Source organism: Sutterella megalosphaeroides, assembly GCF_003609995.1.
GTDB lineage: Bacteria > Pseudomonadota > Gammaproteobacteria > Burkholderiales > Burkholderiaceae_F > Sutterella > Sutterella megalosphaeroides.
In genome coordinates, this window is the sequence record NZ_AP018786.1 from 266,790 (window position 1) to 287,699 (window position 20,910).

At 63.8% G+C, this 20,910-nt stretch carries 22 protein-coding genes; 10 read left to right on the forward strand and 12 right to left on the reverse strand.

Going from position 1 to position 20,910, the window contains the following annotated elements:
* Positions 1–51: 51 nt before the first annotated feature.
* The 4 genes from S6FBBBH3_RS01230 to S6FBBBH3_RS01245 all read right to left on the reverse strand — a co-directional run bounded on the left by S6FBBBH3_RS01230 (position 52) and on the right by S6FBBBH3_RS01245 (position 4,439).
* Positions 52–1,497 (reverse strand): DegQ family serine endoprotease, encoded by a 1,446-nt coding sequence (locus S6FBBBH3_RS01230; RefSeq protein ID WP_120176017.1) that lies wholly within the window; start codon positions 1,495–1,497, stop codon positions 52–54.
* A 180-nt stretch (positions 1,498–1,677) separates the two neighbouring features.
* A complete protein-coding gene (locus tag S6FBBBH3_RS01235) occupies positions 1,678–3,024 on the reverse strand; it encodes an ATP-binding protein (RefSeq protein ID WP_120177774.1) in 1,347 nt (448 codons plus the stop codon).
* 192 nt (positions 3,025–3,216) lie between these two features.
* Entirely contained in the window at positions 3,217–3,873 is a 657-nt protein-coding gene (locus S6FBBBH3_RS01240) for a response regulator (protein ID WP_120176018.1), read from the reverse strand.
* Positions 3,870–4,439 (reverse strand): hypothetical protein, encoded by a 570-nt coding sequence (locus tag S6FBBBH3_RS01245; protein WP_120176020.1) that lies wholly within the window; start codon positions 4,437–4,439, stop codon positions 3,870–3,872. Before S6FBBBH3_RS01245 ends, S6FBBBH3_RS01240 begins: the two co-directional genes overlap by 4 nt.
* 52 nt (positions 4,440–4,491) lie before the next feature.
* Between S6FBBBH3_RS01245 and S6FBBBH3_RS01250 the strand changes: the two genes are divergently transcribed.
* Positions 4,492–4,896: a DUF4870 family protein gene (locus tag S6FBBBH3_RS01250; protein WP_120176021.1), complete on the forward strand. Its 405-nt coding sequence runs from the start codon at positions 4,492–4,494 to the stop codon at positions 4,894–4,896.
* 212 nt (positions 4,897–5,108) lie between these two features.
* Positions 5,109–5,672, forward strand: a complete 564-nt coding sequence (locus S6FBBBH3_RS01255) for a YaeQ family protein (protein ID WP_120176023.1) — start codon at positions 5,109–5,111, stop codon at positions 5,670–5,672.
* Positions 5,673–5,736: 64 nt separating this feature from the next.
* Here S6FBBBH3_RS01255 and S6FBBBH3_RS01260 read toward each other — a convergent pair whose 3' ends face one another.
* The 5 genes from S6FBBBH3_RS01260 to cydP all read right to left on the reverse strand — a co-directional run bounded on the left by S6FBBBH3_RS01260 (position 5,737) and on the right by cydP (position 9,521).
* Positions 5,737–6,123, reverse strand: a complete 387-nt coding sequence (locus tag S6FBBBH3_RS01260; protein WP_120176025.1) for a group II truncated hemoglobin — start codon at positions 6,121–6,123, stop codon at positions 5,737–5,739.
* Positions 6,124–6,127: 4 nt separating this feature from the next.
* The gene (locus S6FBBBH3_RS01265) at positions 6,128–6,376 is read right to left on the reverse strand and encodes a cyd operon YbgE family protein (RefSeq protein ID WP_120176026.1); all 249 of its coding nucleotides are present in this window, start codon (positions 6,374–6,376) and stop codon (positions 6,128–6,130) included.
* Positions 6,377–6,554: 178 nt separating this feature from the next.
* A complete protein-coding gene (gene cydB, locus S6FBBBH3_RS01270; RefSeq protein WP_120176027.1) occupies positions 6,555–7,694 on the reverse strand; it encodes a cytochrome d ubiquinol oxidase subunit II in 1,140 nt (379 codons plus the stop codon).
* A 21-nt stretch (positions 7,695–7,715) separates the two neighbouring features.
* Positions 7,716–9,266, reverse strand: a complete 1,551-nt coding sequence (locus S6FBBBH3_RS01275) for a cytochrome ubiquinol oxidase subunit I (RefSeq protein WP_120176028.1) — start codon at positions 9,264–9,266, stop codon at positions 7,716–7,718.
* A 39-nt stretch (positions 9,267–9,305) separates the two neighbouring features.
* Positions 9,306–9,521: a cytochrome oxidase putative small subunit CydP gene (gene cydP, locus S6FBBBH3_RS01280; protein ID WP_120177775.1), complete on the reverse strand. Its 216-nt coding sequence runs from the start codon at positions 9,519–9,521 to the stop codon at positions 9,306–9,308.
* A gap of 176 nt (positions 9,522–9,697) precedes the next feature.
* Here cydP and S6FBBBH3_RS01285 point away from each other — a divergent pair, with 176 nt between their 5' ends.
* Both S6FBBBH3_RS01285 and S6FBBBH3_RS01290 read left to right on the forward strand, forming a co-directional pair.
* Positions 9,698–10,939: a sigma 54-interacting transcriptional regulator gene (locus S6FBBBH3_RS01285; protein ID WP_170143793.1), complete on the forward strand. Its 1,242-nt coding sequence runs from the start codon at positions 9,698–9,700 to the stop codon at positions 10,937–10,939.
* Complete coding sequence (locus S6FBBBH3_RS01290) at positions 10,936–11,856, forward strand: alpha/beta fold hydrolase (protein ID WP_120176032.1); 921 nt, start codon at positions 10,936–10,938, stop codon at positions 11,854–11,856. Before S6FBBBH3_RS01285 ends, S6FBBBH3_RS01290 begins: the two co-directional genes overlap by 4 nt.
* 60 nt (positions 11,857–11,916) lie before the next feature.
* Here S6FBBBH3_RS01290 and S6FBBBH3_RS01295 read toward each other — a convergent pair whose 3' ends face one another.
* Positions 11,917–12,327: a DUF1801 domain-containing protein gene (locus S6FBBBH3_RS01295; RefSeq protein WP_232008804.1), complete on the reverse strand. Its 411-nt coding sequence runs from the start codon at positions 12,325–12,327 to the stop codon at positions 11,917–11,919.
* A gap of 233 nt (positions 12,328–12,560) precedes the next feature.
* Positions 12,561–13,055, reverse strand: coding sequence for a DUF3455 domain-containing protein (locus S6FBBBH3_RS01300; RefSeq protein WP_120176035.1), 495 nt, complete (start codon positions 13,053–13,055; stop codon positions 12,561–12,563).
* A gap of 282 nt (positions 13,056–13,337) precedes the next feature.
* Here S6FBBBH3_RS01300 and S6FBBBH3_RS01305 point away from each other — a divergent pair, with 282 nt between their 5' ends.
* The 6 genes from S6FBBBH3_RS01305 to narL all read left to right on the forward strand — a co-directional run bounded on the left by S6FBBBH3_RS01305 (position 13,338) and on the right by narL (position 20,475).
* Positions 13,338–13,916: a 2-oxoacid:acceptor oxidoreductase family protein gene (locus S6FBBBH3_RS01305; RefSeq protein WP_120176036.1), complete on the forward strand. Its 579-nt coding sequence runs from the start codon at positions 13,338–13,340 to the stop codon at positions 13,914–13,916.
* Entirely contained in the window at positions 13,909–15,174 is a 1,266-nt protein-coding gene (locus S6FBBBH3_RS01310) for a transketolase C-terminal domain-containing protein (RefSeq protein WP_120176037.1), read from the forward strand. The genes S6FBBBH3_RS01305 and S6FBBBH3_RS01310 overlap by 8 nt, the downstream gene beginning before the upstream one ends.
* Positions 15,175–15,176: 2 nt before the next feature.
* Positions 15,177–16,244 (forward strand): thiamine pyrophosphate-dependent enzyme, encoded by a 1,068-nt coding sequence (locus S6FBBBH3_RS01315; protein ID WP_120176039.1) that lies wholly within the window; start codon positions 15,177–15,179, stop codon positions 16,242–16,244.
* A gap of 11 nt (positions 16,245–16,255) precedes the next feature.
* Entirely contained in the window at positions 16,256–17,878 is a 1,623-nt protein-coding gene (locus S6FBBBH3_RS01320; protein WP_170143794.1) for an NAD(P)-binding protein, read from the forward strand.
* Positions 17,879–17,971: 93 nt separating this feature from the next.
* A complete protein-coding gene (locus S6FBBBH3_RS01325) occupies positions 17,972–19,762 on the forward strand; it encodes an ATP-binding protein (protein ID WP_120176042.1) in 1,791 nt (596 codons plus the stop codon).
* A 26-nt stretch (positions 19,763–19,788) separates the two neighbouring features.
* On the forward strand, positions 19,789–20,475 hold the full coding sequence (gene narL / locus S6FBBBH3_RS01330) for a two-component system response regulator NarL (protein ID WP_232008805.1): 687 nt from the start codon (positions 19,789–19,791) through the stop codon (positions 20,473–20,475).
* A 76-nt stretch (positions 20,476–20,551) separates the two neighbouring features.
* On the opposite strand, the gene S6FBBBH3_RS01335 is transcribed toward narL, so the two are convergent.
* Positions 20,552–20,902, reverse strand: coding sequence for a nitrate reductase cytochrome c-type subunit (locus S6FBBBH3_RS01335; protein ID WP_120176043.1), 351 nt, complete (start codon positions 20,900–20,902; stop codon positions 20,552–20,554).
* Positions 20,903–20,910: the final 8 nt, after the last annotated feature.

Consider the following 20,910-nt stretch of genomic DNA (forward strand, 5'->3'; position numbering starts at 1 on the left):
CCCCCGGCGCGAAATTCGGCCGGGGGATTCCTTTATGCGGAGCGTCGCGTGTTACTTCTTCGCTTCGTCCTTGAAGCGGATCGGCACGAAGATGCGGCCGCCGTCACGCTGCACGAGAAGGAGCACCTGATCCTTCGTGCACTGGGCGCGCAGGTCTTCGACGGACTTCACGAGCTTGCCGTTGGCGCTCACGATGATGTCGCCCGTGCGGATGCCGCTCTTGGCGGCAAGGCCGGAAGACTTCATGACGAGGAGCCCCGTCGTGTCGGCGGAACGCGATTCTTCGTCCGTGAGGGGACGAATCTGAACGCCCAACTGGTGCGCGCCCGCGTTGGCGGCCGCACCGTCGGAGGCGACGGCATCGCCCGAGTTGGTGCCGATCGTCACCGGGACGACGATTTCCTTCTTATCGCGGATCACGGTGAGTTCGGCCTTGTCGCCCGGACGCATGGCGGAGACGAGCATCGGGAGGCTCACGGACGACGTCACCTTCTTGTCGCCGAGCTTCGTGATGATGTCGCCTTCGCGCAAGCCCGCCTTCTCGGCGGGGCTGCCTTTTTCGATCTTCGTCACCAGAGCGCCCTGCGGCGTGCCGAGACCGAAGCTGTCGGCGAGTTCCTGGGTGAGTTCCTGGATGTAGACGCCCACGTAACCGCGGGTCACCTTGCCGTTTTGCACCAGCTGGTCCTTGATCTGCATCGCCAGGTCGATCGGGATGGCGAAGGAGAGGCCCATGAAGCCGCCCGAGGTGGAGAAGATCTGCGAGTTGATGCCCACGACTTCACCCTTCATGTTGAAGAGCGGACCGCCGGAGTTGCCCGGATTGACCGCCACGTCGGTCTGGATGAAGGGGACGTACTGGTCCGAGGGGAGGTTGCGCGACAGAGCGGACACGATGCCCGAGGTCACCGTGTTGTCGAGGCCGAAGGGGCTGCCGATGGCGGCCACCCACTCGCCGACCTTCAGGTCGTTCGAGCGGCCGATTTTGAGCACGGGAAGGTCCTTCGCTTCGATCTTCACGACGGCGATGTCGGTCTGCTTGTCGGTGCCGAGAACCTTGCCCTTGAACTCGCGCTTGTCGGTGAGGCGCACGATGATTTCATCGGCTTCGTCGACCACGTGAGCGTTCGTCATGATGAGGCCGTCGGCCGAGATGATGAAGCCCGAGCCCGTACCGCGCTGTTCGGGAATTTCCTGCTGACCGCCGAACGGAATGGGGAAGCCGAAGTGGCGGAAAATTTCAGCCTGACGTTCGTCCATGCCGGGGAAGGCAAACGGCATTTCGACCACGCGGGCGTTCTTGACGACGGCAATGTTGACGACGCCCGGACCGTTTTCTTCGACGAGCTTCACGAAGTCGGGCAACTGGGCTTGCACCTGCGTCGCGCTCGTCGGAGTCGTCGGCGCCGCTTCGGCCGCAAACGCTCCCGGAGTCGACACGATCAAGGCCGCCGAGAGCGCGGCGGCCAAGGCGGAAATCTGGAGGTTTTTCGTCATTTTCTAATTCACTCCTGCGGAAGAATCCGGCCTCCGGAGGGCGCTCGGCCCTTGGGCGGGAGGTCTTTTTGTTGATTGGAACAACTCTAGCCCAAATCGTCCGAAACAGAGGAATCCGTCAATAACGGGTTGTGCCTCGGGGGTTAAATTTGTAACAGAAGCTCCCCCGATCCCTGCCGCTCAGGCGTTGTCCGGAGACGAGGCGCCGAGCGTCGGGAAGTCGATGCGGAAGGTCGTTCCCCGTCCCTCGAGACCGTCTTCGATCGTGATGCGGCCGTGATGGATGTCGACGATGCGTTTGACGATCGCCAGGCCTAGCCCCGTCCCCGAGGTTTTCGTGCCGAGCGCCCGGTAAAAACGGTCGAAGACGCGCTGACGCTCTTCGGGATTGATCCCGGGGCCGTTGTCGCAGACTTCGATGACGGATCGGTCGCCCTCGGAGTGCGTGCGGATTTCGATGCGTCCCCCTTCGGGCGTGTAGCGAATGGCGTTGTCGGTGAGGTTGGCGACCATGAGCCGAACGGCGTCTTCCATCCCGTCGAGGTGCGCGGGTTCGGTTCGGGCTTCGACCGTGATGTTTTTCTGAGCGGCAATCGGTTGCATGTCTTCGGTCACGCTTTGCGCGATGGCCTCAAGACGCAGCGTGCTCATGGGCTTTTTGGAGGCGTCGGGGTCGAGTCGGGCGAGGGTGAGGAGCTGCTGCACGAGGCGCGTGGCGCGGTTGATGCCCTCGTTGAGACGCACGAAGCACTTCTCGCGGGCTTCGGGCGTTTTGGCCCGCTGGGCGAGCTGCACCTGAAGTTTGAGGGCCGTAAGGGGCGTACGCAATTCGTGAGCGGCGTCCGAGGCGAAGCGCTGCTGCGCCGAGAGGCTCTGCTCGAGTCGCTCCAGGAGTTGATTGATGGCCGAGACCAGACCGAGGAGTTCCGAGGGGAGCCCCTTGGTCGAAATGGGGGTGAGAGACGTGGGCGAACGGCGTGCGACGGAGCGCGCCGTGCGTTCGAGCGGAGCAAGCCCTTCGCCCACCACGATCCAAACGGCGATGGCGATGAAAGGAAGCAGCAGGCAGAGGGGCTGCAGAACGCGGAAGGCCGCCGTGGCGGCAAGATTCGTGCGTACGGCCGTGTCCTGACCGACGGTGATGATGAGCGGACCCGCCGCCACCGCGTAGGTGCGCCAGGATTTGCCGTCCACCTGTTCGAGGCCGAACCCCGGTCCTTCGGGAAGCGGCAGCGAGGGCGAGCCCTCGCGATGCCAGACGCTGTTGGTGGCCGAGTCGTAGACCTGGATGACGATTTGGTAGCTTTCCGCGTCGCCCACGATCGTCATGTGGGGCGACGGGTTGATCGGAAAGGCGGAATTGCGCACGGACTCGCCGAGCGACTCGGCGGTCTCTTTGAGATGCGTGTCGAGGAACTCGTTGAATTCGGCCTGAGCGGAAAAGAACGTGGCCGCGGCCGTGGTGAAACCGGCCGCAAGGAGCGCTCCGAGCAGCGTAAGAAGAAGCTTGCGGCGGATGGACGTCATCGCAAATTCTCGGGTGGTCCCGTCCCAGGAGCCGGGCGGGAGCGGAAGGAGGCGCGCGGAGGGAGAGTCGCGCACTCGCATCCGTCGTTGTGGGAAATCGACCGGTCGCAAGTTCGGCCGGTCGACGCCGGGTGTTCGGGCGGACAAGCCGCCCGACGCGTGAAAAAGCCGATCTTTCGATCGGCGGATTCGTCAGGTTTCGAGCAGGTAGCCCACGCCTCGCACCGTCTTGATGGCGCCGTCCGAGAGCTTTTTGCGCAGGTGATGGATGTGCACTTCGATGGCGTTGGAGCCGACGGTGTTGTCCCAGTTGTAGAGCTTTTCTTCGAGCTGGGCGCGACTCCAGACCACGCCCTGGCGTTCGGCAAGGGCCGCAAGCAGCGCGTACTCCTTGGAGGAGAGGATGACGGGGCGGCCCCGGTAGACCACTTCGCGCGTGGCGGGCGAGATGGTGAGTTCGCCGCGTTCGATTACGGGGTCGGCGCGTCCGGCCGAACGGCGCAGAAGCGCGCGGATGCGGGCGGAAAGTTCGTCGAGGTCGTAGGGCTTCACGAGATAGTCGTCGGCGCCGGAATCGAGCCCTCGAATGCGATCGTCCACCGTGTCCCGAGCCGTCGTGACGAGCACGGGCGTCGGATCGTGTTTGGCGCGGATTTCCTTCAGGACTTGAAGACCGTCTTTGCGGGGAAGCCCGAGGTCGAGGATCATGAGCGAGAACGGCGTGGTTTTGAGGGCGATCAGGGCGGAGTTGCCGTCGCGCACCCAGTCGACCGCGTAGTCTTCGCTTTCGAGGCCGGCCACCACGCTTTCGCCGATCATTTCATCGTCTTCAACGAGCAGGATTCTCATCGTTCTTCTCTCTTGAGATGTGTCGCAAGCCACTCCAGCACGACGCGACCGACCACGATCGCAAGCAGGGTCGTCAGAGCCAGGCCCGCAAGCAGATTCCGTACGAGTGCGGTCTCTTCCGGAAGGGCGTAGAGGGCGTCGAAGACGCCGTATGCGCAGGCGGCGAAAAGGAGCGTTCGCAGGCATTGTCCCGCGGTGTTGATGCTCCAGAAGGTACCCCGACCGATGCCGCAGGCGCCCGCCGCAAGCGGCGCCGTCCAGCGCAGAGGGAAGAGGAATTTTAACCCGAGAAGCGCCGTTTTCGGGCGTTCGAGCAAAGCCCGGCGGAGGCGCTCGGGTATCTCGACGTCTTGTGCCGCGCGTTTGCGGCCGATTTCGTAGAGAAGCCCCTCCGCGAGCACGGGAGCAAGGAGCGCCGCGGCGAGAAGGAGCGGCGCGTCGTCCGATCGGGCGACGGTCCACAGCGCCGCCCAGGCCGCGCCCGTGTCGGCGTCGAGAAGCGACATCAGAAAAACGACGACGGGGCCCGAGTCGAGCAACGGGCCGACGGGAATGGAAAAAGGCATGACGCTACGTACAATGTGAGAAAACCGTTTTTTCGGAGCAGAGCTCGCCGCCATGGAACCCGTCCGCCACGAACCCGCCACCGGGACCCTGTGGGTCGCCCACATTGTATATGCCCTTCATTCGCTTTCCATCGTGACGGGGATGTTCACGGCATCGACGATCGTCGGGACGTTCGTCTTTTCGATCCCCTCGATCATTGCCGTCGTTCTCAACTACTGCCTGCGCTCCGACGCCGAAGGGACGTATCTCGAGACGCACTTTGCGTGGCAGATCCGCACCTTCTGGTACGCGGCGCTTGCGATTGCGCTTCTGTTCCTTTTCGGGATTCCCCTTGTCGCCGTCGGCATCGGCTTCGTTCTCATCTTCTTCGGGTTCTTCGTGCTCGGCGTGTGGGTGGCCTACCGGATCGCCCGCGGCTGGGTGAAGCTTTCGCGCGGCGAAGGCATGGAAATTTGAGGCGCGGCCGACCGTTTTTCCTTGCGCCCCTCCCGTCGGATCGATTCGCCTGGCGGGCAACGTGTGTACAATGCGCGGCGAAGGCGTTGTTTTTGCGACCGTTGCGCGCTAGGGCGGTCGCATGAAAAACACGCCTTTTTTGCATGTTCCCGCGAAATCGGGCCGCCCGCAGAGCGCCCGACCGCATTTCAGGCTTGAGGAGGCGAATTCCCATGGCTCTCGGCGCAACGGTCTACAAGGCGCAGCTCGACCTTTCGGACTTGGATCGCAATTACTACGAGTCGCACCTCCTGACGGTCGCGCGGCATCCGTCCGAAACCGAAGAGCGGCTGATGCTGCGCGTTCTCGCTTTCGCTTTGCATGCGGGCGAGCGGCTCGAATTCGGCCGGGGGCTCTCCGCCGAAGGCGAACCCGCCCTCTGGGCGATCGACGATACGGGCTCCATCGAGACCTGGATCGACGTGGGTACGCCCGACGTGCGGCAGGTGCGAAAGTCGGCGGGGAGAAGCGCCCACGTGACGGTGCTCGCCTACGACGAAGCGAAGATCGGTCCGTGGTGGAGCGCTTCGAGCGGCGAATTCAGCAAGATCGACAAACTCACCGTGCTGAGCGTCTCGGACGCGTCGGTCGAGGCTCTGGCGGCGATGGCTTCGCGCAACATGAAGCTCGCCGTGACGATTCAGGACGGGACCGTGTGGGTGAGCGACGACGATCGGCACAACGCTCAGATCGATCTCGTGCGTCTCAAGGAAGAGAATCAGAAGTACTTGAAATAAAAAAGAAGAAGAGGCGACCGGATGGTCGCCCCTTTGTCTCGAGGTCGATCGGCTCGGGAGCGCTTCAGGCGTTGCGCAGGCTCTCGGCCATGTGCGTGAAGAGCCCGTCGAGACGAAGCATCAGCTCTTCGTCTTCGACCGTGGCGCGAAGCGCCTGACGCATGCACAGAACCCAGGATTCGGCCATGTCGCCCGTAATGGGGATGGAACGATGCGACTCCCGCAGCATCGGCATGCCGTGGCGCTCCTGGTAGAGCGCCGGGCCGCCGAGCCAGCCGGAGAGGAATTCGTTCATGCGCTCTTCGTAACGCTCGAGACCGTTCACGTAGAGCGCGCACAGGGGCGCGTAGTCGGGCGTCGTCGTGAGCGCTTCGAGATAGGCCGAAACCAAACGCTTGATGCCCTCGGCACCGCCGAGGCGGTCGTAGAGCGTGGAAGCGGGTTCGCTCATGCACTCACCCTCCGAAGACGAACCAGGCTCCGGCGGCCATCAACGCCCAGGCCACCCAGGGCGAGAAGACGATGCGAAGCCAACGGTTGCGAGGCACGAACCCCAACCCGTACACCCAGGCCGAACTCATGCCGAGCAGCATCAGAACGAGCGCTCCGTGGCTCACGCTCGTCGAATCCTCGGCAATGGCCCGAGGGTAAAGGACGATGAGCGTTGCCAGGAGCAAAGCGGCAATGAAAGAGAGCGTACGCAAGAAGCCTCCTCCCCCGACGGGTGCGGGTTCACTCATCGCGGCGCGAGACGACCGTTTCAATGGTCGCCGCAAGCAGAATGGCAAAACCGAGACCGGTGATCCAATAGAAGTAGGACATCGTCGTATTCCTTGTTTCCGTAGTCCCGTCCGAAGCCCGAGGGCTTCGGACGGAGGTTCATCAGTAGAGGCTGTGCGAGTTCTTCTCGATGTAGCTCGAGGTGAGCTTGCCGCTCATGACGCGATAGGCCCAGGACGTGTAGAAGAGCACGAGGGGCAGGAAGATGAGCGTGACGAAGAACATGATTTCAAGCGTCAGCTGCGAGCTCGTGCAGTCCCAGAGCGTGAGGCCGGCCTGGGGCATCGTCGAGGAGGGCATCACGAACGGGAACATCGAGACGAGCGGCGTCAGGATGATGCCGAGGAGCGCGACGCTCGAGAGCACGAAGGCAAGGCCCGCACGGTTGGCGCGGATCATGAGCGCGCCGCCGATCGTACCGAGCACGCCGAGCGCCGGAACGAGCCAGAGCACGGGCAGGTCGGCGTAGTTGCGGAACCAGGCGCCCGAGACGACCTCGACGGTCTTCAGGAGCGGGTTCGCAGGACCGGCCGGGTCGAGACCCGCCGTGGCCACGTAGCCGTCGATGCCCGCATAGGTCCACACGCCGCCGAGCACGAAGAGCACGGCCGAGAGAAGACCCGTGAGGAACGCCGTGTTGCGGGCGCGCGCCTGCAGAGCGCCTTCCGTACGGAGCACCAGGTAGTTGGCGCCGTGGAAGACGATCATGACGAGCGAGAGCACGCCGCAGAGCAGACCGAACGGGTTGAGCAGACCGAAGAAGTTCCCCGTGTAGATCGGACGCATCGTTTCGTCGATGTGGAAGGGAACGCCCTGCAGGAGGTTGCCGAAGGCCACGCCGAAGATGATCGGGGGAACGGCCGAGCCGAAGAAGAGCGCCCAGTCCCAGTTGCCGCGCCACGAGGCGCCTTCGAGCTTGCTGCGGAAGTCGAAGGCGACCGGACGGAAGATGAGCGCCGCAAGCACGACGAGCATCGCCCAGTAAAAGCCCGAGAACGCGGCCGCGTACATCATCGGCCAGGCCGCGAACATGGCGCCGCCTCCGGTGATGAGCCAGACCTGGTTGCCGTCCCAGTGCGGGGCGACGGAGTTGATCATGATGCGGCGTTCGTTGTCGTCCTTGCCGAGGAAGGGCAGGAGCGTGCCGACGCCCATGTCATGGCCGTCCATGATGGCGAACCCGATGAGAAGGACGCCGATGAAGAGCCACCAGATGACCTTCAGGATTTCATAGTCGATCATGTTGAAATTCTCCCGAAGCGTTTAGTTTCGTTCAAAGTGGTAGCGACCGGTGCCGAGCGAGCTCGGACCCTTGCGACCGAAGCGCACCATGAGCCAGAGTTCGACGACGAGGAGCGCGCTGTAAAGCACGACGAAGCCGATCAGGGAGCCCAGGACTTCGCCCGAAGAGAGGGACGACACGGAGAGATGCGTCGGAAGGACGTTGTAGATGGTCCAGGGCTGACGACCGTATTCGGCGACGAACCAGCCGGCTTCGCAGGCGAGCCACGGAAGCGGCAGACCGAGCACGGCGAGCTTGAGGAACCAGGGGCTCGATTCGAGCTTGCCCTTGACGCCGAGCACGATGCCCGCGAGGAAGATGAAGAGCATGGCCATGCCGCAGCCGACCATCAGACGGAAGGCCCAGAACATGGGAGCGACGCTCGGGATCGTCGAGCGGGCGGCTTCCTGAATCATTTCGGGCGTCGCGTTGGCGATGTCGTCCGTACGGGACTTCAGGAGGAGGCCGAAGCCGAGGTCCTGCTGAACGGCGCGGAATTCGTCGCGAAGCGCTTCGTTCTTCGGATCCTTGCGGAGGTTTTCGAGGGCGACCACGGCCTTCTGACCGTTCTGGATGCGTTCGACCGCCTGGGCTTCAAGCTGGTTGATGCCCGGGATTTCCGTCGAGAGCGAACGCGTGCCGATGATGCCGAAGAGCCACGGGAAGTCGATCTGAGCGTGGTTGGTGCGGGCTTCCTGGTCGGGAATCGCAAAGAGCGTCATCGGAGCCGGAGCTTCGTGCGTGTCCCAAATGGCTTCCATGGCGGCGATCTTCGTCGGCTGGTCGCGCGTGACGAGATAACCCGATTCGTCGCCCATGTGAACGGTCATGACCGAGGCCACGAGACCGAACACCGCGGCAAGACGCAGGGAGGCCTTGGCGAACTGCACGTCCTGACGACGAAGCAGGTAGTAGGCGGAAACGGCCATCACGAAGAAGGCGCCCGTCATGTAGCCGCCCGAAATCGTGTGGACGAACTTCGCCTGAGCCCATTCGCTCGAGACGACGGCCCAGAAGTCCACCATTTCCATTCGCATCGTTTCGAAGTTGAACTCGGCGCCGACGGGATTCATCATCCAGGCGTTGGCCACGAGAATCCAGAGCGCGGAAAGGTTCGAACCGAGCGCCATGAGGAACGTGGCGAGCAGGTGCTTGCCCTTCGAGAGGCGATCCCAACCGAAGAAGAACAGACCGATGAAGGTCGATTCAAGGAAGAAGGCCATCAGGCCTTCGATGGCGAGCGGCGCACCGAAAATGTCGCCCACGTAGTGGGAGTAGTAAGCCCAGTTCGTGCCGAACTGGAACTCCATCGTGATGCCGGTGGCGACGCCGAGGGCGAAGTTGATGCCGAAGAGTTTGCCCCAGAAACGGGTCATGTCTTTGTACACTTCCTTGCCCGTGATGACGTAGGTCGCTTCCATCACGACGAGCATGAAGGAGAGCCCGAGCGTCAGGGGCACGAAAAGGAAGTGGTACATCGCGGTCAGCGCAAACTGCAAGCGTGACAGGTCAACAAGATCAGAGGGGATCATGAGGACTCCAGATGTTGTGATGTGAGGAAAAACGAGGGATCAGGATCGTCCCGTTCGGGTCGCGGGGGCCTTCGATTCGTCGGCGCTTGAGAACATCAACTCATCCATACGGTCGGGCGTGACCGCCGTACGGTGCTCGGGACTGAAAAAGAAGTACCAGAGACAGAAGATGAAGAGAAGCTTGCACGCCAGAACGATCGCGATCTCCAGAACGAGATGCGGTTGGCGTTTCTTGGTGGTTGGGGCGACGGTCATGCGTGGAAAATGGAAGGCATCTATTAACGACTGCGCCATATTAGCGAGGACTATGCGGATATTGGCGTCGCGTCGAGGTGTTTCTTGTTGTTGCAACTCGTTTGAGACCGACATACCGTTAGAATGACTGCCATGTCTGACATATGGCAGTGACAGAAATGGCTTTGGGCAGTGAAATGACCATGCTTCTCGACGCGATCGAGGAGGCTCGGATCCTCGTGCGCGAGGACCTGACGGTGGCGTATGCGAACAGGGCGTTCCGGCGTCGGTACGGGATCAAAGACGCGACCGGACGGCGCTGTCACGAGGTGCTTTTCCACGAGGTGCGCTCCTGCGCCGAGTGCGGAGAGGCGTGTCCGGTGCAAAAAGCGTTCGTCACGGGCGCACCCGCCCGCGAGGTGCAGCACCGGTTCGTGCCCGGAGGGGAGCGCTTCGTGGAACTCACGGCCACGCCCCTGTTGCGAGCCGACGGATCGATCGCCTGCGTCATGGAAACGGTCGTCGAGCAAAGCGGCGTGCGCGGTCTTGTCGACGGTGCGGGCGTCGTGGCGCAGTCGGAGGCCGTCCGAACCGTACTCGGACGCATTGCGAGGGTCTGTGCCCGGGATACCGTCGTGCTCTTTACGGGGCCGTCCGGCACGGGCAAAGAGGTTTTCGCGCGGTTTCTTCATGAAAACTCCCGGCGTGCCGCCATGGGTTTCGTGAAAATCGACTGCTCGGGGCTCACCGTCGAAGCGTTCGAGCGGGAATTTTTCGGCACGTCCCGCGAACGGGGGTTGCTCGACACGCTCCCCGGAGGGACGGTCTACTTCGACGAGGTCGCGGAGCTGTCGCTCGCTTTGCAAGTGCGTCTTCTCGACCTTATCGAGACGGGCCGCATGCGAGAAAGCGGTTCGGGCGTCGTTCGGGTGGCGGGGTTCCGCATTCTCTGCTCGAGTCGCTACGATTTGGCGCAACGCGTCCGCGAAGGGCGCTTCCGAAGCGACCTTTTTTATCGACTCGGCGTTTTTACGGTGACGATTCCGGGGCTCGACGAACGGCGCGAAGACATCGCGGAACTCGCGCGCCTCATGTTGCGCCGCGCTTCGCCCGACCGGCCGATGGAGCTTTCGGAGGACGCCCTCGAAATGCTCGTCAAGCGCAGCTGGCCCGGGAACGTCCGGGAGTTCCTGTGTCTCCTTGAACGCGCGGCGATTTCGGCCGAAGGTCACCGCATCGAAGCTTCCGACATCGAAACGGTCGATCCGGACTCGCCCGACGAGGCCTCGGTTCCGCTCGCCGAATTCGCCGCTCGCTGGGAAGGCTCCCGCAAAGCCCTCGCCGAACGCCTCGGCATCAGCGAGCGTACGCTTTACCGAAGACTGCGCGAGGCTCAGGGCGACGCGCTCCAACCCGAAGAAGACAAAGGCTCCCGATGACTACCGATACGCAGTGCGATCTCCGTTTCCGTCTCGTGCCCGGCGAAGCCCGCGGCGAATTCGTGCGCGAAGGCGGCACGATTTCCTACGCCGTCGGGGGCGCTCCCCTCGAGCATTCCCGCGGCGTCGTCGTTCTCGTTCACGGCGTGGCCTCGAACGGCAGCCGATGGGAGGAGTTCGCCGAAAAAACCGCCTTGCGTCGCGACTGGACGCTCGTGCGGTTCGATTTGCGCGGACACGGCGCGAGCGAATGCAAGACGCGCGCCGTCTTGGAAACGCACGCCGCCGACATCCTTGAAATCCTCGATCGGCTCGGAGCGCGCAAAGCCGTCCTCATCGGGCACAGCCTCGGCGCTCAGGCGGCGATGCGGTTTGCGGCGCTTTACCCCGAACGCACGCGCGCGCTCGTACTCCTCGACCCGTTGGTCGACGAGGCGCTCACGCCCAAGGCGCTCGAGCTTCGCGCACGGCTTCCGATTCTGCACGTCGTCGAGCGCTGCGCCCGATTCTGGAACGCGCTCGGGATCCGGCGGCGCCTTCCCGCCTATTCGCTCCGGGCCCACGACGAAAAGGCCCGGAAGATGTTGGAGAAGGGCGGCGACGAACTCCAAGCGTTCGTCAAGGAGTATTCGTCCCCGTTTGCGGATCTCCGGCACATCCACACGGCCGACTACGCGCGCGATTTGATCGAGGTGGGTCGCTCCACGCCCGACCTGACGGGGCTCGGCATTCCGGTCCTCGTCATTGCCTCGTCGCAGGGAACGTACACGGACGCGACGCGTCTTTCGGCCTGGGCCCGAAAGCTTCCGGCGGGCCGGGTCGAAACGGTCGCCTGCTTTCACTGGCCGCTCACAGAGTGCCCCGAGGAGGTGGACCGTCGGATCACGGGCTGGCTGAACGGGCCGTTGCCGGAATAAGAAAAAAGAAAAGGCCGACTCGACGAGTCGGCCTTTTCGCAAACGAATGCGGACGGGCGATCAGTTCTTGGCGGCTTCCGCTTCGTCTTCGTCGTGCGAAACGACGATGCGAACGATCGGGGGCGCAACGGCGGCGTCCTCTTCCTTGAGGCCCCAAACCTGGAGAAGCTCCTGCTGCGTCGGGGATTCGGAAGCCGGACGACCCTTGCGCAACTTGAGCGAGGCGCGCACGATCGTTTCCACGACGTCGAGGGGGAGGCAGTTGAGGTCCTGGAAGGCGACCAACTGATGTTCGACGTCGAGCCCCTTCCACTTGTCTTCGAATCCTTCGCAGGCGGCCTTTTCGGCGTAATAGAAGACCAACGCCTTGTCGCGCGATTCCACGGCGAAGACGGGACCGCCGTCAAGCTCGTAGAAGGCAAGACCGAAGCGCATGCTTTCACGCACGCCGCGGGCGGATCGGCGAATCATGCTGCAGACTCGCGCCATTGCAACACGCCGGTCGTTCGGCAAACTCTGAAGGTACCCTCCGACCGTCGTAGCAGCTGGAACCATGGTTGTCATCTCCCGAATGAAGGTTGGCCGAACGTCTGCTCCGGCGTCACGGCAAAGGTCCAATTTTATCAAAACTAGCTTCGTCTCGGCAGGATTGAGCCCGATTCGGGAGGCCGGTCGCACCGCGCGCGAGAAAACGCGCTCGCGGCTCAACGGTAGAGAATCCAGCGGGCGCGGAAGGGGACGGCCAGACGCATGCCGCGCTGAGAGGCCGAGCAGGCCGTGAGCGGCATGCCGCCTTCGGCGCGACGTCGCTCGACGTAACGAATCGCGCGCAGAGCACCCCGGTCCGACGCGGACGAAACTTCAAAAAGGGCGTCCTTCAGGTCGTTCGGGGTCTTGGCCGAACCCTGGCGGATGATTTTCGCTTCGAGGTGCGAGCCGTCCCGATGCGTGAGACCGAAATCGTTTTCAATTGTTGCCTCGACGCGCCCCGTTTCCGAGACGAGCTTCCCTTCGGGGCGCACGAACGCCCAGTAAAAACCTTCCGAATCGTAGGCGCATTCGAAAATCATCCGCCCCTCGGCCTGCCAGCTGTAGACGGCCGTGGCGTCTTCCAGAGGATCGGGCTCGGTCGTGAGGGGAATCGAGCAGCCCGCCAACAGCGCGGCGGCGAGAAGCGCGGGAACGAAACGCAGTCGCATGACGGTCTCCGGGGAAACAAAGGATTAGCCCGAATAGTCTACTCGCGGCCGCTTGGCTTTCTGCCTAAAATTGGTGCGATCCGTACTCTTTCTTTGTCGCAAGACCGCCGCCCGGCGGCCGACGAAGCAAAGCATCACATGCGGCGGGCGACGTCGAGGACCCCTCGCACCCGCCACCCTTCAGGCCGAGTGCCGGACGGCCGTTCGCGCGAACGGGCTCCGTCCCTTCGGCCGCGCGGTCGCCGCGAGCGACCGACGATACCAACCATAGGGGAAAGAACCGTGTTCCAAATTCGCATCCACGGCCGCGGCGGGCAAGGCGTCGTTACGGCGGCGGAGATGCTCGCTCTCGCGGGCTTCATGGAAGGGCACCAGGCTCAGGCCTTCCCGAGCTTCGGCTCCGAACGTACGGGAGCGCCCGTCGTGGCGTTCGCCCGACTCAGTCCCAAGGAAATTCGTCTTCGCGAACCCGTGCTCGAACCCGATGTCGTTCTGGTGCAGGATCGCACGCTGCTCGACAGCGTCGACGTCTTCGCCGGCCTCAAGCCCGAGGGCTACGTGCTCATCAATTCGAGTCGCTCTCCCGAAGAGCTCGGTCTCGGCGAACTCGTCGAACGTCTGCCCGCGGGCCACGTTCTGACGGTTCCCGCCACGCACTACGCGCTTGAAAAGATCGGTCGTCCGCTGCCGGGCGCCGCCATGCTCGCGGGCTTTGCCGCCATGACGGGCATGATGAAGCTCGAAAGCGTGCAGGCCGCCTACAACGCCAAGTTCTCGGGTCGCGTCGCTCAGGCCAACGCCGACGTGGCCGAACTTGCATTCCGTGCCGTCAAATCGAGTCTGGGAGAAGAACATGCTTAAGCAACTCGAAGGGAGTCAGGGTGTTGCGCAGGCCGTCGCGCTTTGCCGCCCGGAAGTGGTCTGCGCGTACCCGATTTCGCCTCAGACCCACATCGTCGAACATCTCGGTCTTCTGTGCCGCAAGGGCATTCTGAAGGACTGCGAGTACATCAACGTCGAGAGCGAATTCGCGGCCATGTCGGTGGCGCTCGGCGCCTCGGTGGCGGGTTCCCGCGCCTACACGGCCACGGCGAGCCAGGGGCTTCTTTACATGGTCGAGGCCGTCTACAACGCGAGCGGCCTGGGCCTGCCCGTCGTCATGACGGTGGCCAACCGTGCGATCGGCGCGCCCATCAACATCTGGAACGACCATTCCGACTCGATGAGCCAGCGCGACAGCGGCTGGATCCAGCTTTTTGCGGAAACGAACCAGGAAGCCTGCGACCTGCACATCGAAGCCTTCAAGATCGCCGAAGAGATGTCGATTCCGGTGATGGTGTGCATGGACGGGTTCGTGCTCACGCACGCCTTCGAACGCATGGACATTCCCGAACAGGAAGAAGTCGACGCGTTCCTGCCGCCCTATCGTCCCCGTCAGGTGCTCGACCCCGATCATCCGTACTCGATCGGCGCCATGGTCGGCCCCGAAGCCTTTACCGAAGTGCGCTACCTCGCGCACCGTCGCATGCTCGACGCCCTTCCCGTGATCGAACGCACGGCCGAAGAGTTCAAGGCGGCCTTCGGTCGCGAAGCGGGCGGGCTTGTCTCGAGCTACCGCATGGAAGACGCCGAGGTGTGTGTCTTTGCCATGGGCTCGATCCTCGGCACCATCAAGGACACCGTGGACGAACTGCGCGAAGGCGGCATGAAGATCGGCGTCGTCGGTCTCAAGTGCTACCGTCCGTTCCCCGAAAAGGCGGTTCGCGAGGCGCTTGCCCGCGTGCGTTCCGTCGTGGTCGTCGAACGTCAGGTGAGTTCCGGCATGGGCGGGGCGCTCTCGCTCGACGTGATGAAGGCCCTGCGCGGTCTTCCCGTCGAACAGGTGTCCGTCGTGGCGGGCCTCGGCGGGCGTCCCGTCACCAAGGCGTCGCTCACCGACTGCTTCACCCGCGCGGCCGCTGGCGAAATCACCGACGAGCCGTACTTCCTCGACCTCGATCGGGAGCTCGTCGACGCTCAGCTCGAACGCGAGCGCAACGCTCACCACGTCGGTCCCTTGCCCGAAGCCCTCAATCGCGACATCGCCGCCCGCAAGCTCGCGCGCGGCGAGGAGATCTAATCATGAACGAGCAGCAGATCCACTTTTACCAGACGGGCACCTTCACGGTGGGCAACCGTCTTCTCGATCCGTCTCAGCGTTCGGTTCAGTCGTCGATGGATCGCTCGAATTCGCTCAACTCCGGTCATCGCGCCTGTCAGGGTTGCGGCGAGGCGCTCGGCGCCCGCTATGCGGTCGACGCGGCGATGCGAGCAGTCAACGGACGGCTTGCGGCCGCCAACGCCACGGGGTGCCTCGAAGTCTTCTCGACGCCCTATCCGGAAACGAGCTGGCAGATGCCCTGGTTCCACTCGCTCTTCGGCAATACGGCGGCCGTTGCGACCGGCATGGCCGCGGCCTTCCGCGTGCGCGCGAAGAAGACGGGCACGCCCGTCACGCGCGTTCTCGCCATGGGCGGCGACGGCGGCACGACCGACATCGGTTTCGGGTGCCTCTCCGGGATGTTCGAACGCAACGACGACGTGCTCTACATCTGCTACGACAACGAGGCGTACATGAACACGGGCGTGCAGCGCTCGTCGGCGACGCCTCCGGCGGCGCGCACGGCCACCACGCAGATTGCGGGCGAAGAGCCCGGCAACGCCTGGGGGCAGGGCAAGAACGTTCCGCTCATCGCCATGGCGCACGGGATTCCGTACGTCGCCACGGCGACGGTGGCGGACCTGCGCGACCTCGAACGCAAGGTGACGAAGGCCATGTCGATTCGCGGCGCCCGCTACATCCACATCCTCGTTCCCTGCCCGCTCGGCTGGGGGTCGGCCTCCGGTCAGACCGTGCAGCTCGCGCGTCTCGCGCACCAAACGGGGATCTTCCCGGTGTTCGAAGCCGAGTACGGCAAGGTCACCGGCGTCCAGACCATCCGCCGCAAGGAGCCCGTGGAAAGCTACCTGAAGCTCCAGAAGCGCTTCGCGCATCTCTTCGGTCGCAACGGCGAACCCGAAGTGCTCGAACGCATTCAGGCCATGGCGGACAACAACATCGAAAAGTTCGGTCTGCTCGATCTTGACGACGAGACGGCCTCCGTCGTTCCGGTGCCCGAACAGGGCGAAGAACGCGCGCACACGATTTGAGGAGAACGGTCGTGAACAAACCCTTTGCCATCACGCTCGACGTCGGGAGCTCGCTCGCCAACCGCACGGGTTCCTGGCGTACCGTGAAGCCCGTGTATGTCAACCGTCTGCCGCCCTGCAACGCGAAGTGCCCGGCGGGTGAAAAGTGCCGCGACTGGCTCTTCCATGCCGAAAGCGGTCACTACGAAGACGCCTGGCGTACGATCATCGAAGACAATCCCTTCCCCGCCACGATGGGGCGCGTGTGCTATCACACATGCGAAGGCGCCTGCAATCGTGCGGATCTCGACGAATCGGTCGGCATCAATGCGGTGGAACGCTTCCTCGGCGACCACGCGCTCGAAAAGGGCTGGGCTTTCCCGAAGCCCGAAACCTCGAGCGGCCGCCGCGTTCTGGTGGTCGGCTCCGGCCCGGCCGGTCTTTCGGCCGCCTACCACCTCGCGCGTCTCGGTCACGCGGTCCACGTCGTCGAAGCCGCGCCGCAGTCGGGCGGCATGATGCGTTACGGGATTCCCCGTTACCGTCTGCCCCGCGAAATCCTCGACAAGGAAGTCGCCCGCATCGAAGCGCTCGGCGTGACGATCGAATACAACCGCGAAGTGACGGACCTCGCCGAAGAAATGAAGGCGGGCGGCTACGACGCCGTGTTCCTTGCCGTCGGCGCCTCGCAGGCCCGCAACGCCTACATTCCCGCCGGGGACGCGTCGCACATTCTCGACGCGGTGAGCGTTCTGCGCTCGATGGAAGGCGAAGAGCCCCCGATGCTCGGCCGTCGCGTCGTGGTCTACGGCGGCGGCAACACCGCGATCGACGTCGCCCGTACGGCCCGTCGTCTCGGCGCCGAGCCCGTCGTCGTCTACCGACGCACGCGCGATCGCGCGCCTGCGCACGCCTTCGAAATCGAGGAGGCGCTCGAAGAAGGCGTCTCGATGAAGTGGCTCTCCACGATCGCTCAGGCCGAAAAGGGCGAAATCCGCATCGAGAAGATGAAGCTCGACGAGTCGGGCTACCCGCAGCCGACGGGCGAATACGAAACGGTCGAAGCCGATACCGTCGTGCTCGCGCTCGGTCAGCAGTCCAATCTCTCGTTCCTCGACAAAATCGAGGGTCTTGAGATCGACCGCGACGTCCTCAAGGTGGACGAAAACTTCGCCACGGGCGTTCCGGGCATCTACGCGGGCGGCGACATGGTTCCGGGCGACCGGAACGTCACGGCCGCGATCGGTCACGGCAAGCGTGCGGCCCGCGCGATCGACGCCTTCCTGAAGGGTGAGGTCTACAAGGCGCCCGAGCCCGCGGCTCCCGCCACGTACGCCCGCCTCAACACCTGGTACTACAGCGACGCGCCGAAGACGGTGCGCCCGCAGCTCGACCTCATCCGCCGTCAGACGACGTTCGACGAAGTGGTCGAGGGTCTCACCGAAGAAAACGCGCTCTTCGAAGCGCGCCGCTGCATGTCCTGCGGCAACTGCTTCGAGTGCGACAACTGCTACGGCGTCTGCCCCGACAACGCGGTGATCAAGCTCGGTCCGGGCAAGAAGTTCGCCATCAACTACGACTACTGCAAGGGTTGCGGCATTTGCGCGCACGAATGCCCCTGCGGTGCGATCGACATGGTGAGCGAAGACATCTGACGACAGGTGCGGGGAGATGCGTCTCTCCGCCTTCGTCGACGCGCACGCACCCCGACCGGGCCCTCCGATCGGGGTGTTTTTTCGAGGACTCTTATGCAGTTTCTGCAATCGTGGCTCGGGAGCCGATCGCTCTATCGGCAGTTTTCCGCCGTCTTCCGTCTCATCGCCTGCTTCGTCGTTCTCGCGGCCGTACCCGCGCTCGTACTGACGGAGATGTCGTCGGGCTCGGGCGGCGCGATCAACGTGTCGGGGAGCCTGCGCATGCAGAGCTACAAGCTGACCTTCGTCGTCTCCAACCCCTATTCGACCGCTCTCGAGCGTCGGCGCAACACGCTCGAAGCCGTGGCCGAACTCGAAAAACGGCTCTCAAGCCCCGACCTGATCAAGGACGTTCCGAAGGAAGCGGACGACCCCGTGCGCGAACGCTATCGCAATCTTCTGGAAACGTTCGAGAAGGAGATGAAGCCACTCGCGCTCGAGTCGATCGAAAGCGAAAGCGCGCGACGCCTCTTCCTGGGACGCATCGTCGCGTTCGTCGACGACGTGGACGTGTTCGTTCGGGCGCTCGAAGAGAATCTGACGCGCAGGCTGAGCCTACTGAAAATTCTTCTGAGCGTGACGCTCTTGGGGGCCGTGGCTGTGACGTACGTGATGCTGCGCACGTTGCGGCGGCGGATTTTCGCTCCGCTCACCGAACTCGAAGACGCCGTCGACGGCGTGCGTCGCGGGGACTTTTCCGTGCGGCTCCAGGGGCTCGAAGAAAACGAAATCGGCCGCCTGGGCCGCGGGTTCAACTTCATGGTGAAGGAGCTCGAGCGTCTCTACGGGTCGCTCGAAGCGGAGGTCGCGAAAAAGACCGCAGACCTCGATCGGCGCAACCAGGGGCTCGTGTTTCTGCATCGGACGAGCGAGCGGCTCCAGTCGGGCGACGCCGATCTGAAGCGCGTCGCCGCCGAGGTGTTGGAGGACGCGATCGCCTTTTCGGGTGCTCGCGCGGGCGCCCTTCTTCTGCATGCGGGCTCGGGCGAAAACGCGTACGAATTCGCCCGCACGGCGGGCTGGAACGAGGAAGCGCAACACTCGGACTACGTGTTGGAGCTTCCCGTCGTCGGTCGGCACGATGCGTGCTTCGGCGCCTTGAAGGTGTGCTTCGAGCACCCCTGTCCGGAGTGGAAGCGCAACGTCCTCGCGCTCGTTGCGGGTACGTTCGGTCGGGCTCTGGCGGCCGAGCGCCGCGCGTCGGGCGAACGACGGCTTGCCGTGCTCGAAGAGCGTTCGACGATCGCGCGCGAACTCCACGACTCGATCGCACAGTCGCTTTCGTTTGCGCGCATTCAGCTTCTGCGTCTGAAGTTGGGGCTTGAGCGCGACGCGCCCAAAGAGGAAACGATGTCGATTCTCGCCGAGTTGCAGGAAGGCGTCGGGACCGCGTACCGGCAGCTGCGCCAGGTCCTCACGGCCTTTCGTCTGCAAATCTCGGGTGACGGCCTCGACGGGGCGCTCCGTTCCGCGGTCGACGAATTCGCATCGCGCACGGGTATCGAGACGGTTCTTGACAATACGCTTCCCGACTACGAATCGACGGCGAACGATCAGGTGCATCTCGTTCACATCCTGCGCGAGGCGCTCGCCAACGTCGAAAAGCACGCGCAGGCCGCGCACGTCGCCGTGCGGATCGAACCGCTCGGCGAAGGCGGTTTCCGTCTCGAAGTGTGCGACGACGGGATCGGGATTCCCGAGCATGCGGAAAAAGACATGCACTTCGGGCTCTCGATCATGCGCGAGCGCGCTCAGGCGCTCAAGGCCGACATCCGCATCGAGCGGCGCACGGAAGGCGGCACTCGGGTGCTCGTCGAGCGCTCCGGGGAGCGGGCCGATCGTTAAGGTCCGCGGGAGAATCGCGGCCTACAATGAACGCTTCCATCCCGAAGACGGACTACGAAGGGAATCGACCCATCATGACCGAAAAAGAACACTACCGCATTCTCGTCGTGGACGACCATCCGCTTTTCCGTCGGGGCGTACGCGAGCTCCTGAGCCTCGATCCGGGGATCGAGGTGGTCGGCGAAGCGGGTACGCGCGAGGAGGCGGTGGAGCTCGCCCGCAAACTCGAACCCGATCTGACGGTGCTCGACCTGAACATGAAAGGCACGTCGGGCGTTGAAATCCTGACGCTTCTCAAAGAGGAGGACCCTTCGCGGCGCGTCGTGATCCTGACGGTGAGCGACTCGGGCGAGGATCTCACCGCTTGCATCCGGGCGGGCGCGGACGGCTACTTCCTCAAAGACATGGAGCCCGAGCGCTTTCTCGAGGCCGTACGCCGCACGCTCGAGGGGCAGCTGATCGTCGCGCCCTCGATGGTGGTGTACCTCACGGAAATGGTTCGGGACGTGAAGTCCGACCCGATCGTGCAGTTGACCGAGCGCGAGAAGGACGTATTGAAACTCGTGGCCTTGGGCTACACCAACAAAGACATCGCCCGAACGCTCGAGATCGCGGACGGCACCGTCAAGGGGCACGTGAAGCACCTCCTCAAGAAGCTCGGCTTCAAGAGCCGCGTCGAAGCGGCCGTCTGGGCGTCGGGTCAGAAGCTCTGACCGACTGCCCCCGAAAACCAAAGAGCGACGGCAGGCGTGCCGTCGCTCTTTGGTTATCCGGTCGGGAGCGTTCCCGTCAGTTCAGGGGAACGTTCGGATCGGCGGGTTCGTACGAGGGCGCCTGCGCGTCCTTCGAGACGTGGCAGAGCGTGCACTCGTAGCGTTCGCCCGAGAGGCGTTCGCCCGCGTAGTGCGAGCGGGGAATCTGACCCTTCGCGCGCTCGGCGCCTTCCTTCTGCGGACGGTGACACATCACGCACGCATTCTTGTCGGGCGTGATCGGCAGGTAGTCGGCGGTCGGATGCGGCACGGGTGTGGGCGCGCCCGAAGCGCCGGGCAGCTCCGCGCTCGAAGCGGAGAACGCGGCAAGCCCGAGCAGGCAGCCGACCGAAACCGAGAGGATGCGGGTGGAAAGAGGGGTCGTCATGGAGATCT